The sequence below is a fragment of the Streptomyces sp. NPDC050508 genome (genome assembly GCF_040655155.1).
Classification (GTDB): Bacteria; Actinomycetota; Actinomycetes; order Streptomycetales; family Streptomycetaceae; genus Streptomyces.
On sequence record NZ_JBFAJJ010000001.1, the window covers coordinates 365,143 to 378,558 of the forward strand.

At 71.2% G+C, this 13,416-nt stretch carries 8 protein-coding genes; 5 read left to right on the top strand and 3 right to left on the bottom strand.

Annotated features, from left to right (window positions below; translation table 11 throughout):
- Nucleotides 1-692: 692 nt before the first annotated feature.
- Nucleotides 693-2,912: an NADP-dependent isocitrate dehydrogenase gene (locus AB0I69_RS01650; RefSeq protein WP_363093456.1), complete on the bottom strand. Its 2,220-nt coding sequence runs from the start codon at nt 2,910-2,912 to the stop codon at nt 693-695.
- 210 nt (nt 2,913-3,122) lie between these two features.
- Between AB0I69_RS01650 and AB0I69_RS01655 the strand changes: the two genes are divergently transcribed.
- Nucleotides 3,123-4,694: a M1 family metallopeptidase gene (locus tag AB0I69_RS01655; protein WP_363093457.1), complete on the top strand. Its 1,572-nt coding sequence runs from the start codon at nt 3,123-3,125 to the stop codon at nt 4,692-4,694.
- Between the two features lie 41 nt (nt 4,695-4,735).
- Here the strand turns inward: AB0I69_RS01655 and AB0I69_RS01660 are convergent, their stop codons facing one another.
- Nucleotides 4,736-5,842, bottom strand: a complete 1,107-nt coding sequence (locus tag AB0I69_RS01660) for a mechanosensitive ion channel family protein (RefSeq protein WP_363093458.1) — start codon at nt 5,840-5,842, stop codon at nt 4,736-4,738.
- 539 nt (nt 5,843-6,381) lie between these two features.
- On the opposite strand from AB0I69_RS01660, the gene AB0I69_RS01665 reads away from it, so the two are divergent.
- Genes AB0I69_RS01665 through AB0I69_RS01675 form a run of 3 tightly spaced genes read left to right on the top strand, consistent with a single transcriptional unit; the run spans nt 6,382 to nt 10,444 of the window.
- Nucleotides 6,382-7,821 carry an FGGY family carbohydrate kinase gene (locus AB0I69_RS01665; protein ID WP_363093459.1) on the top strand — a complete coding sequence of 480 codons (1,440 nt, stop codon included), beginning with the start codon at nt 6,382-6,384 and terminating at the stop codon, nt 7,819-7,821.
- Complete coding sequence (locus AB0I69_RS01670) at nt 7,818-9,221, top strand: FAD-dependent oxidoreductase (protein WP_363093460.1); 1,404 nt, start codon at nt 7,818-7,820, stop codon at nt 9,219-9,221. Before AB0I69_RS01665 ends, AB0I69_RS01670 begins: the two co-directional genes overlap by 4 nt.
- Nucleotides 9,218-10,444 (top strand): FAD-dependent oxidoreductase, encoded by a 1,227-nt coding sequence (locus tag AB0I69_RS01675; RefSeq protein WP_363093461.1) that lies wholly within the window; start codon nt 9,218-9,220, stop codon nt 10,442-10,444. The genes AB0I69_RS01670 and AB0I69_RS01675 overlap by 4 nt, the downstream gene beginning before the upstream one ends.
- Here AB0I69_RS01675 and AB0I69_RS01680 read toward each other — a convergent pair.
- Nucleotides 10,437-11,369: a lysylphosphatidylglycerol synthase transmembrane domain-containing protein gene (locus AB0I69_RS01680; protein ID WP_363093462.1), complete on the bottom strand. Its 933-nt coding sequence runs from the start codon at nt 11,367-11,369 to the stop codon at nt 10,437-10,439. The genes AB0I69_RS01675 and AB0I69_RS01680 overlap by 8 nt on opposite strands.
- Nucleotides 11,370-11,522: 153 nt before the next feature.
- On the opposite strand from AB0I69_RS01680, the gene AB0I69_RS01685 reads away from it, so the two are divergent.
- Nucleotides 11,523-13,412 (top strand): ABC transporter ATP-binding protein, encoded by a 1,890-nt coding sequence (locus AB0I69_RS01685; protein ID WP_363094146.1) that lies wholly within the window; start codon nt 11,523-11,525, stop codon nt 13,410-13,412.
- The last annotated feature ends 4 nt before the right edge of the window (nt 13,413-13,416 follow it).

Genomic DNA, 13,416 nt, shown 5'->3' on the forward strand with positions numbered 1-13,416 from the left:
GGCCACGGGCCACGGGCCACGGGCCACGGGCCACGGGCCACGGGCCACGGGCCACGGGCCACGGGCCACGGGCCACGGGCCACGGGCCACGGGCCACGGGCCTGCGGCCCGGCTGCGGTGCGGGCTCGGGCGGGCGGAGGGGCCGCTCTCCGGCACGGGCTACCGGCAGGCCGCTGGGGCACGGGTAAGTGGCGCTCTGCCAAGGGCCGACGGCCGGTTGAGGTTCGGGCCGGGGCGGCTGGAAGGCCGCTCTCCGGCACGTGTGACCGGTAGGCCGCTACGGCACGGGTGAATGGCGCTCCGCCCGGGGCCGGCGTCCGGGACGGGTGAGCAGCGGGCCGCGCGCAGCTTCGGGCGCCGCACACATCGTCGGGCGCAGCGCAGACCTCCGGGCCGGGACGCGGACCTCCAGGCCGGGACCGGCCGTCCCGTGGAAGGGCATCGGAGTCCCGTCCAGCGGGAAACGCGGCCGTCGTGACCGGTGAGCCCATCAGGGCCGCGCGGCCGGTGTCGGCCCGTTCGTGCCCGGGGCAGCGCTGCGGACTCCGTCTGGAATTCCGTCGCCAAGTGCGCGCGGCGGCGCGTGTGTCGGCTCGCGGGACGAGGCCGGTGTCGGCTATCGCCGCAGCCCCGGCCGGGAGAACCCGGCCGGGGCTGCGGTTGGCAAACAAGAGCCCTCAGGCTCGTTGCCGTCAGCTCAGCGAAGCCAGCGCCTCGTTCCACGTCGTCGACGGGCGCATGACCTTCGCGGCCTTGGCCGGGTCGGGCTGGTAGTAGCCGCCGATGTCGGCCGGGCTGCCCTGGACCGCGAGGAGCTCCTCGACGATCTTCTGCTCGGCGCCCGCGAGGGTCTCGGCGAGCGGCGCGAAGGCCTTCGCGAGGTCCGCGTCGTCGGTCTGCGCGGCCAGCTCCTGGGCCCAGTACAGGGACAGGTAGAAGTGGCTGCCGCGGTTGTCGATACCACCGACGCGACGGGTCGGGGACTTGTCCTCGTTGAGGAAGGTCGCCGTCGCGCGGTCGAGGGTGTCGGCGAGGACCTGGGCGCGGGTGTTGCCGGTGAACGTCGCGAACTGCTCCAGGGAGGGGACCAGCGCGAAGAACTCACCGAGCGAGTCCCAGCGCAGGTAGTTCTCCTTGACCAGCTGCTGCACGTGCTTCGGCGCGGAGCCGCCGGCGCCCGTCTCGAAGAGGCCGCCGCCCGCCATCAGCGGGACGACCGACAGCATCTTGGCGCTGGTGCCCAGCTCCAGGATGGGGAAGAGGTCGGTCAGGTAGTCGCGCAGCACGTTGCCGGTCACCGAGATCGTGTCCTCGCCGCGGCGGATGCGCTCCACGGAGAGCTTGGTGGCCTCCTCCGGCGCGAGGATACGGATGTCCAGGCCCTCGGTGTCGTGCTCCGGCAGGTACGCCTTGATCTTCGCGATCAGCTGGGCGTCGTGCGCGCGGGTCTCGTCGAGCCAGAACACCGCCGGGTTGCCGGTGGCGCGGGCGCGGGTGACGGCGAGCTTCACCCAGTCCTTGATCGGGGCGTCCTTGGTCTGGCAGGCGCGGAAGATGTCACCCTTGGCGACCGGCTGCTCCAGGACGACGTTGCCGCCCTGGTCGACGAGGCGGACCGTACCGGCGGCCGGGACCTCGAAGGTCTTGTCGTGGGAGCCGTACTCCTCGGCCTTCTGCGCCATCAGACCGACGTTCGGCACCGAGCCCATGGTGGAGGGGTCGTAGGCGCCGTGGGCACGGCAGTCGTCGAGGACGACCTGGTAGACGCCGGAGTACGACGAGTCCGGGAGCACCGCGAGGGTGTCCGCCTCGGCGCCGTCCGGGCCCCACATGTGGCCGGAGGTGCGGATCATGGCCGGCATCGAGGCGTCGACGATCACGTCGGACGGCACGTGCAGGTTGGTGATGCCCTTGTCGGAGTCGACCATCGCGAGCGCGGGGCCCTCGGCGATCTCCGCGTCGAAGGACGCCTTGATCGCGTCGCCCTCGGGCAGCGCGGCCAGGCCCTTGAGGATGCCGCCGAGACCGTCGTTCGCGGAGAGGCCGGCCGCGGCGAGCGTCGCGCCGTACTGCTCGAAGGTCTTCGGGAAGAAGACGCGGACCACGTGGCCGAAGATGATCGGGTCGGAGACCTTCATCATCGTGGCCTTGAGGTGCACCGAGAAGAGGATGTCCTCGGCCTTGGCGCGGGCGATCTGCGCGGTGAGGAACTCGCGCAGCTCGGCGACGTGCAGCACGGAGGCGTCGACGACCTCGTCCTTGAGGACGGGTACGGACTCGCGCAGCACGGTGGTGGTGCCGTCCTCGGCGACCAGCTCGATGCGCAGCGCACCGGCCTCGGTGATCGTCACGGACTTCTCGGTGGAGCGGAAGTCGTTCTCGCCCATGGTGGCGACGTTGGTCTTGGAATCCGCCGACCAGGCGCCCATGCGGTGCGGGTGGGTCTTGGCGTAGTTCTTGACCGAGGCGGGGGCGCGGCGGTCGGAGTTGCCCTCACGCAGGACCGGGTTGACCGCGGAGCCCTTGATCTTGTCGTAGCGGGACTGGATGTCCCGCTCCTCGTCGGTCTTCGGGTCGTCCGGGTAGCTCGGCAGTGCGTAGCCCTGCGCCTGCAGCTCGGCCACGGCGGCCTTGAGCTGCGGGATGGACGCCGAGACGTTCGGCAGCTTGATGATGTTGGCCTCGGGCGTCTTCGCCAGTTCGCCCAGCTCGTGCAGGGCGTCCGGGATCCGCTGGTCCTCGGTGAGGTACTCCGGGAACACGGCGATGATGCGCCCGGCCAGAGAGATGTCCCGCGTGGTCACGGGGACACCCGCCTGCGAGGCGTACGCCTGGACCACCGGCAGGAAGGAATACGTCGCCAGGGCCGGGGCCTCGTCAGTGTGCGTATAGATGATGGTCGAGTCAGTCACCGGTGCTCCGCTCCACGTCTGCAACATTGCTCGACATCAAGATATCTCGTGATGCGGTCGCACTCGACAGCGGTCCGTCCGCACTGAGCGAACACATGTGCGTCGATCAAGGGCAACCGACCGCCCGGTCCGGAAGTCAGTAAGGGGTGGATCACCTTCACTGACCGACGGCCGGAGCTGACCACCCGGCTGCCCGAGCGAAAGCGGATCATGAGATATCGCACCAGAGTGACGGCCCCCGTGGCCGCCCTGATCGGTACGACCACGGCGCTGACCGTGGGTTCCCCGGCCTTCGCGGCCGGACGGGGGAACGGCGACAGGACGACCGGACGGGGGACCGGCGACGAGGGCGCCGAGACCCTCGGCGACCCGGTGTTCCCGACCCTCGGCAACGACGGCTACCGCGTCCTGTCCTACGACCTCGACCTCGCCTACGACGCGACGACAAAGCTCGTCGACGGCACGGCGACGATAGAACTCCGCACCACCGAAGCCCTGACCCGGTTCTCCCTCGACGCCCTCGGCCTCGACATCCACGCGGTCCGCGTCCAGGGCCGTACGGCCGGATTCGAGCAGGCCGACGAGAAACTGCGGATCACACCCGCCGGAACTCTCCCGGCGAAGGCCCGGGTCACCGTCTGCGTGGAGTACTCCGTCGACCCGGGCCGCGCCGCCGCCCCCACCGGCGGCTGGGTCGTCACCCCCGACGGTTTCGCGGTGTGCGGCCAGCCGAACCTGGCGCACACCGTCTTCCCCTGCAACGACCACCCCAGCGACAAGGCCGACTTCACGTTCCGGATCACCGTCCCGGACGGGCTGCGCGGCGTCGCGAACGGTCAACTGGTGTGCACCGAGCGGCTGGACGGCGACCGGACCGCGTTCAGCTACCGCTCGCGCTCACCGATGGCGACCGAGCTGGTGCAGATCACGGTCGGCGACTACGTGGTCAAGGACCGGCCGGGCCCGCACGGGTTGCCCCTGCGCGATGTCGTGCCGACCGCCCGCGCCGCCGCCCTGGAACCGGCGCTCGCACTGACGCCCGGACTCGTGGACTGGCTGGAGCAGCGGCTCGGGGCGTTCCCGTTCGAGACGTACGGACTGCTGCCCTGCAACTCCGACGACCCGAATGCCTTCGACTTCACCGGACTTGAGACCCAGACCCTCACCCTGTACAAGCCGAACTTCCTGCTCCAGGTGGAGAGCAAGATCGGCTCGCACATGATGCACGAGCTGGTCCACTCCTGGTTCGGCAACAGCGTCAGCCCCGCCACCTGGGCCGACCTGTGGCTGAACGAGGGCCACGCCGACTTCTACGGGCTGCTGTACCGCTACGAGCGCGGCTGGGCCGACTCCCTCGGCCTGACCACGATGGAAGCCCGGATGAAGGACACCTACGCCCGCGGCGACCAGTGGCGCCACGACTCAGGACCGGTCGCCGCCCCGAACGCGGCCAACCTCTTCGACAGCCAGCGCTACCTGGGTGGTGTCCTGGTCCTGTACGCCCTGCGGGAGTTCATCGGCGAGGACACCTTCCACGCCGTCGAACGCGCCTTCCTCGCCCGGTACCGCGACTCCGCGGCGACCACCGAGGACTACATCGCCGTCGCGTCGACGGTCTCCGGCCAGGACCTGTCCGGCTTCCTGCGGGACTGGCTCTACGGTACGGCGACGCCGCGCATGCCCGGTCATCCGGACTGGACGGTGACGCCGGTGAACCCGTCCCTCGCCGTCCCGCACAGCCGGACCGGCGGGCATTACCACGACAACTCGGCGACGCTCTGAGGGAGTTGATCCGAGGGACTTGATCTGAGCCGGCTGATCCCTCAGTCGAGCCGGGTGGAGGGAACTCCGCCCGGCTCGTCCTCCGGGATCCGCTGTTGCGGTATGGCGACCGCACCGACCGCACCCTGCTGGAGCGCCACCGTGCGGGTCGGTGCCGGGATGCGGATGCCCTCGTCCCGATACCGCTTGTGCAGGCGCTTGATGAACTCGTGCTTGATGCGGAACTGGTCGCTGAACTCGCCGACACCCAGGATCACCGTGAAGCCGATCCGGGAGTCGCCGAAGGTGTGGAAGCGGATCGCCGGCTCGTGCTCCGGGACCGCGCCGGTGATGTCGGTCATGACCTCGGCGATGACCTCCATGGTCACCCGCTCGACGTGCTCCAGGTCGCTGTCGTAGCCGACGCCCACCTGGACCAGGATCGTCAACTGCTGCTCGGGACGCATGAAGTTGGTCATGTTCGTCTTGGCGAGCTGGCCGTTCGGTATCACCACGAGGTTGTTGGAGAGTGCCCGCACGGTCGTCTGACGCCAGTTGATGTCCTCGACATAGCCCTCCTCGCCGCTGCTCAGCCGGATGTAGTCGCCGGGCTGGACGGTCTTCGAGGCGAGGATGTGGATGCCCGCGAAGAGGTTCGCGAGCGTGTCCTGAAGGGCGAGCGCGACGGCGAGACCGCCGACGCCCAGGGCGGTGAGCATCGGCGCTATCGAAATGCCCAGCGTCTGCAGCATCACCAGGAAGCCGATCGCCAGGACCAGTATCCGGGTGATGTTGACGAAGATCGTGGCCGAACCGGCCACCCCGGAGCGGGAGTTGGTGACCGCCCGGACCAGTCCGGCGATCACCCGGGCCGCCGTTGCCGTGACGACGAAGATGAGCAGCACCTGGAGGGACTGGTTGACGTGGTGCTGGACGCTTCGGGTGAGCGGCAGTACGGCAGCGGCGGACGCGGCGCCGGCGATGACCGCCGACCAGGGGATCACGGTCCGTACCGCGTCCACGATCATGTCGTCGCCGCTCCACCGGGTGCGGCTCGCGTGCTTGCCCAGCCAGCGCAGCAGCAGGCGCAGCAGGAAACCCGCCAACAGGCCGGAGATGAGCGCTATTCCGGCGAGCGTGAGGTCGTCCAGGGTCAGCGCGCGGGTCATCGGTCACCGCCGGGGAGAGAAACCGGGGCGAAGGGTGTCGCCGACGGCCGGATGTGAAGAGTCGTCACGTTGTCCACCTGCTCGAATTGCGGGCATTGCTGGAATTGCCGTCGCGCCGGCCGGGACGGACCCGTGCGACGGCGCGACCGCTCATCCTGCCGTATCCGGACCGGGAGTTCGTACCTGGTCGGGGGCTGTACGGGGCCGACGCCCGGAACGTCATCAACGCGGCCCGCCGTCGGGGCGTGCCTCGCTCTCAAGGACCTGCCGGACGCCCCGAGTGGGGGTCTCATGCGCTCCCGTACCCCACGGGAGGCCGCCGCTGGGTATGCCCGCACCACGTCGGTACCGACCGCCGCAAGGCGGTTCGCGGGCACGACGGCAGGGTGGAGTGACAACAGCCCTCCTCATCACCCCTGGTTTCCCGATCGTCCCCAACTCGGTAGATATATCTGCGAGTTGACTGATGATCAGAAATGCTTGACGTGGTGTGCGGACCGGCGGCAGGCTGTCGCGCAGTGATCTACGGGAGGGGTGGTATGACGGGTCCGGTACTCGCCGTCGACCAGGGAACATCCGGCACGAAGGCCCTGGTGATCTGTCCCGAACGTGGCGTGATCGGCACCGGGTTCGTCTCGGTGGGGACCCGCCCGCTGCCGGGCGGCCTGGTCGAGGCCGACCCCGAGGAACTCTACGAGTCGGTGATCGTCGCCGGGCGCCGCGCACTCGCCGAGGCCAACGAACCCGTCGAGGCACTGGGCCTCGCAAACCAGGGCGAGACCGTGCTCGCCTGGGACCCCGACACCGGAATGCCGCTCACCGACGCGCTCGTCTGGCAGGACCGCCGCGCCGAGAGCGTCTGCGCCGAACTCGCCGAGCACGCCGACGAGTTGCGCCACCTGACCGGCCTGCCGCTCGACCCGTACTTCGCCGCGCCCAAGATGGCCTGGATCCGCCGCCACCTCACCCGCGACGGCATGGTCACCACCAGCGACTCCTGGCTGGTCCACCGCCTCACCGGCACGCATGTCACCGACGCCGCGACCGCCGGCCGCACCCAACTCCTCGACCTCGACAAGGCCGCCTGGTCGCCCCGCGCCCTCGACCTGTACGGACTGTCCGGGGAGCGGCTGCCGGGCGTGGTCGACTGCGCCCAACTGATCGGTACGACCACCGCGTTCGGCGCGGAGATACCGCTCACCGGCCTTGTCGTGGACCAGCAGGCGGCCCTGCTCGCCCAGCGGATCACCGCGCCCGGCGGCGCCAAGTGCACTTACGGCACTGGGGCGTTCCTGCTCGCGCACACCGGTGACACACCCCGGCGCGGGGACTCGGGGCTGGTGAGCTGTGTGGCGTGGCGGCTCGGCGGGCGGACCAGTTACTGCCTCGACGGGCAGGTGTACACCGCCGCGTCCGCCGTGCGCTGGCTCACCGACATCGGCGTGATCAGCGGCGCCGCCGACCTGGACCGCGTGGGCGGCACCGTTTCCGACAGCGGCGGCGTCATCTTCGTTCCCGCCCTCGCCGGACTCGCCGCCCCCTGGTGGCGCGGCGACCTGCGCGGCTCGCTCACCGGACTCGGCCTCGACACCACCGCAGGGCACCTGGTGCGCGCCCTGTGCGAGGGCCTCGCCGCGCAGGTCGTCGAACTCGCCGAAGCCGCCGCGACCGATCTCGGCACACCTCTTGACGTGCTGCGCGTCGATGGCGGCCTCACCCGCTCCGCCCTGCTCATGCAGACCCAGGCCGACCTGTTGCAACGCCCCGTCGAGGTGTCCGCGCTGCCCGACGCGACCGCCCTGGGCGTGGGCGCGCTGGCCCGACTCGGCGCCCACCCCGGACTGACGCTCGTCGACGCGCTGCCCGACTGGAAACCCGCCGCCGTCTACGAACCGCGCATCACCCCCGACCGGGCGGCCGAACGCCTCGCCGCCTTCCGCACCGAAGTCACCGCACTGCTCGACCGGGCAGCGGCATGACGGTCACGGTCAACGGACCGCTGCCGCCGCGTACTTACGACGTGGCCGTGGTCGGCGCCGGAGTGGTCGGCTGCGCGATCGCCCGCGAACTCGCCCGCCACCCGCGCCTGCGCGTGGCCCTCGTCGAGGCGCAGGACGACGTCGGCCAGGGCACCTCGAAGGCGAACACCGCGATCCTGCACACCGGCTTCGACGCGGTACCGGGTTCCCTGGAAGCACGGCTCGTCCGCGAGGGCTCACGCCAACTCGCCGCGTACGCCGCCGAGTCGGGCATCGCCGTCGAGCCGGTGGGCGCGTTGCTCGTGGCGTGGGACGAGGAACAGCTCGCGGCGCTACCGCACTTGGCGGAGAAGGCCGTACGCAACGAGTACGGTGACACCCGCCTGATCGATCCCCCCGAACTCTACGAGCGTGAACCGCACCTCGGCCCGGGTGCACTCGGCGCCCTGCACGTCCCCGGCGAGAGCATCATCTGCCCCTGGACGACGACACTGGCGTACGCGACCCAGGCCGTCCGGCACGGGGTCGACCTGCACCTCAACTCGCCGGTGTGCGCGGTCAGTCGGCGAGAGGGCGCCCACTTCCTCACCACCGCCCGCGGCACCGTCCGCGCCCGCTACCTCGTCAACGCGGCCGGACTGCACGCCGACACCCTCGACCGCCACCTCGGCCACCAGGACTTCACGGTCACCCCGCGCCGGGGCCAGCTGATCGTCTTCGACGGACTCGCCCGCGACCTGCTCCACCACATCCTCCTGCCCGTCCCCACGGCACTCGGCAAGGGGGTCCTCGTCGCCCCGACCGTTTACGGCAACCTGCTGCTCGGCCCCACCGCCGAGGACCTGCACGACAAGCGCGCGACCGGCTCGACCGCCGAAGGCCTCGCCCTGCTGCGGGAGAAGGGCGCACGTATCCTCCCCGCACTGCTCGACGAGGAGATCACCGCCGTCTACGCCGGCCTGCGCGCCGCCACCGAGCAGGACGACTACCGCATCGCGGCCCACCCCGAACAGGCGTACATCACGGTCGGCGGCATCCGTTCCACCGGCCTGACGGCGTCCCTGGCCATCGCCGCGCACGTGACCGCGCTGCTGGCCGACACGGGCCTCGACCCGGGTCCCGTGGAGGAGCTGCACCCGGTACAGATGCCGAACCTCGGCGAGGCGTCCCCACGCCCGCACCAGAACGCCCGACTCGTCGCCGCCGACCCGGAATACGGCACCCTCGTCTGCCACTGCGAGCGCGTCTCACGCGGCGAGATCCGCGACGCCCTCTCCAGCACGGTCCCACCACGCAACCTCGACGGACTGCGCCGCCGCACACGGGCTCGGGCGGGCCGCTGCCAGGGGTTCTATTGCGGGGCGGCCGTACGGGAGTTGTTCGAAGGGGCCGGCGCGTGACTCACCAAGGACGCGAGGTCGACGTCCTCATCGTCGGCGCCGGTCCCGCAGGGCTCGCCGCCGCCGCGCGTCTCGCCGTCGCCGGTGTCGCCCGGGTCGAAGTCCTGGACCGGGAGCAGCAGGCCGGGGGAGTGCCCCGGCACTGTCACCACGGCGGCTTCGGTACCTGGACGCGTCCGCTCACCGGACCCGCGTACGCCCGCCTCGTCCTCGCCGCCGCCGTACGCGCCGGAGCTGTCGTCCGTACCGGGGTCACCGCCCTCGGCTGGGCGGGACCGTCGGCCCTGGACACCGTCGGCCCGCAGGGACCCGAGACCATCCGGGCGGCAGCGGTCGTGCTGGCCACCGGTGCCCGCGAACGGCCCCGCGCGGCCCGCCTGGTGCCGGGCACCCGGCCCGACGGGGTGTACACCACTGGGGAGTTGCAGCAGGCGGTGCACCTGTACGGGCAACGGATCGGCACCCGGGCCGTCGTGGTCGGCGCCGAGGACGTCTCCTATTCGGCCGCCGACACCGTACGCGCCGCCGGAGCCGAAGTCGTCGCCATGGTCACCGACGTGCCCCGCTCCCAGACGACACCAGCCCGCGCCCACAACGCCCGCCTCCGGCACCGCATCCCCCTCCTCACCGACACCGCAGTCACCGAACTCCTCGGCCAGGGCCGGCTGTCCGGAGTCCGCGTCCGGCACCGGGACGGCCGTTCGGCCCAACTGCCCTGTGACACCGTCGTGTTCACCGGGGACTTCGTGCCCGACCACGAACTGGCCCGGCGCGGCGGCCTAGTCCTGGATCCCGGTACCCGTGGACCGGCCGTCGACGGGGCCCTGCACACCTCACGGCCGGGCGTGTTCGCCGCGGGCAGCGTGCTGCACGCCGTGGAGAGCGCGGCCACGGCCACGCGGGAGGGCGTCCGTGTCGCCGCTGCCGTCCTGGCGGACTTTGCCGGCGCCGAGCGGCCCCGCACGACAGTCCCCCTGCTCGTCGATCCGCCCCTGCGCTGGATCGCCCCGAACCGTGTCGCCCCGGGCGACGACCACCCTTACGTCCTGCGCACCTCGGCCCTGCTGCACCGGCCGGTCCTGCACGTCGTCCAGGACGGCCGCCTCCTGCATCAGGAACGGCTTCGGACGGCCGTACCGAATCGCACGCTGACCCTGACGGCGGGATGGACCGGTTCCGTCGACCGGAAGGGCGGGCCGGTGCGGGTGGGGCTCATCAGATGACTCTCAGCCGGACCAGTGCGCCGAGCGTCAACGCGCCCGGCAGCAGGGGCAGCCAGACCGTGATGATCCGGTAGGCCAGCACCACCGCCGTGGCCACCGCGACCGGGCCGCCCGCCGCGACCAGCGCCACGATCAACGCGGCCTCCACCGAACCGATTCCGCCCGGTGTGGGCACCAGCGCGACCGCGACGGTCGCCGCCAGATAGGCGAGCGCCATCTGCGCGGGCGGCACCGGCAGGTTCAATGCCTGCCCCACGGCCACGAGTCCGGCCGCCTGGAGCGTGGGGAACGCCAGCGAACCGCCCCACAGCGCCATCGCCCGCGCCGGTCGCGTGTGCACGGAGCGGGCCTCGCTGAGCGCCGTACGGAGGAACGACAGGATCGCCGTACGCAGCCGTCGTACCAGAACGAGGACCACGACCGCCGCGCACAGCACGGTGCCGATGATCAGGAGGAGTGGGCCAAGTGCCCCTGCCGGGAGGAGAGTTCCGAGGTGCAGGGCGTCCGGGAAGGCGATCAGCAGACTGGTGAGCAGGGTCAGCCGGGCTATCGACTCCGCGAGCAGGAACAGCGCCAGCGCGGCCGACGAACGGGCCAGCGGCAGCCCGCACACCGTCAGGAAACGCAGGTTCACCGCGCCCGCCCCAAGTCCCGTGGGCAGCAGGTGGTTTGCCGCGCCCGCCGCGAACTGTGTGGCCAACAGCCGCCGGGCGGGCAGCCGTTCGACCACGGCACCCTGCCGGGTGAAGGCGGCGGCGACCCAGGTCAGACAGGTGGCACCGGCCGCCGCCACCAGCCAGGGCCACTCCGCCGCCCGCAGCTGGCCGAAGCCCTCGGCGAGGACGGACCGGTGCTGTACGGCGACGACGGTGACCAGGAGCAGCGGGAGCAGGCACAGGATCTGCCGGACGCGGACGTGTCTCACATCCCTAGAGGGTTTCCGCGTCACGCCAACTGCGGGTTGCGGCAGCGGGGACAGTTCCTTACGCGCGTCCCTACACGGGGATGCGGCACGGAGGGAAGCGGCGTATTCGTTGACCTCAACGGTGCTTGAGGTCCTACGGTCTCTCCCATGAGCATGGAGAGCACGGCCTGGACCCAATTGCACAGTGTCATGACCGCAGAACAGGAGCGCCGCCCGTTCGCCCGCGCCACGCTGCGCCGCATCGCGGAGTTCGCTCGGCCGCACCGCCGTCCGATCGCGAGGTTCGTGCTGCTCGGGGTGGTGACCGCGTTGCTCGCCGTCGCGACCCCCGTACTGGCCGGGCACGTCGTCGACGCGATCGTGTCGGGCGGCGACGACGGCACCGTCGTACGCCTCGCCCTGCTCATCGCCCTGATCGCGGTCGCCGAGGCGGCCCTCGGCATTCTTGGCCGACGGCTCTCTTCGGCGCTCGGGGAAGGGCTCATCCTCGATCTGCGGACAGCTGTGTTCGATCATGTGCAGCGCATGCCGGTCGCGTTCTTCACACGTACCCGTACGGGCGCGCTCGTCTCCCGACTCAACAACGACGTCATCGGAGCCCAACGGGCGTTCAGCAACACCCTGTCCGGAGTGGTCAGCAACTTCGTGACGTTGCTGCTCACGCTGGCCGTCATGCTCACCCTGTCCTGGCAGATCACCCTGCTCGCGCTCGTGCTGCTGCCGGTGTTCGTGATCCCGGCCCGCCGGATGGGCAGCCGCATGGCCCGCATGCAGCGCGAGGCGGCGGAACTCAACGCGGCGATGGGCACCCGCATGACCGAACGCTTCTCCGCCCCCGGCGCCACCCTCGTCAAACTCTTCGGCCGCCCCGAGGAGGAGTCCCTGGAGTTCGCGGACCGCGCGAGCCGGGTCCGGGACATCGGCGTCCGCACGGCCACCGCCCAGTCCGTCTTCATCACCTCCCTGACCCTGGTCTCCGCCCTGGCCCTCGCCCTCGTCTACGGCCTCGGCGGCTGGTTCGCCCTGCACGGCACCCTGGAGCCCGGCGCGGTCGTGTCCCTCGCCCTGCTCCTGACCCGCCTCTACGCCCCGCTCACCGCCCTCGCCGGAGCCCGAGTCGAGGTGATGAGCGCCCTCGTCAGCTTCGAGCGCGTCTTCGAGGTCCTCGACCTCAAGCCCCTCATCGAGGACAAACCCGACGCCCGCGAGGTCCCCGAAGGCCCGGTCGCGGTCGAGTTCGACGAGGTCCGCTTCGCCTACCCCTCCGCCGACAAGGTCTCCCTCGCCTCACTGGAGGAGGTCGCCTCCCTCGACACCCGCGGCGGCGCAGAGGTCCTGCACGGCGTCTCCTTCCGCGCCGAACCCGGCCAGACCATCGCCCTCGTCGGCTCCTCCGGCGCCGGCAAGTCCACCGTCGCCCAACTCCTGCCCCGCCTCTACGACGTCGACGAAGGCGCCGTACGCGTCGGAGGCGTCGACGTCCGCGACCTCACCGCTTCCTCCCTGCGGGCCACCCTCGGCATGGTCACCCAGGACGGCCACCTCTTCCACGACTCCGTGCGCGCCAACCTGCTGCTGGCCCAACCCGCCGCGACCGAGGACGAGTTGTGGGACGCGCTGCGCCGCTCCCGCCTCGACGATCTCGTACGGTCCCTGCCCGACGGCCTGGACACGGTCGTCGGCGAACGCGGCTACCGGCTCTCCGGAGGCGAGCGCCAACGCCTCACCATCGCCCGGCTGTTGCTGGCCGGTCAGCGCGTCGTCATCCTCGACGAGGCCACCGCCCACCTGGACAACACCTCGGAAGCGGCCGTCCAGGAGGCCCTCGCCGAGGCGTTGCAGGGCCGTACGGCGGTGGTGATCGCCCACCGGCTGTCCACCGTGCGCTCCGCCGACCAGATCCTTGTCGTCGAGGCGGGCCGCATCGTGGAACGCGGCACGCACGACGAACTCCTCGCCACCGGCGGACGGTACGCCGAGCTGTACCGCACGCAGTTCGAGAAGCAGCCGGAGATCGGACCGATTCAGGAAGCGGTGGTGTAACGGA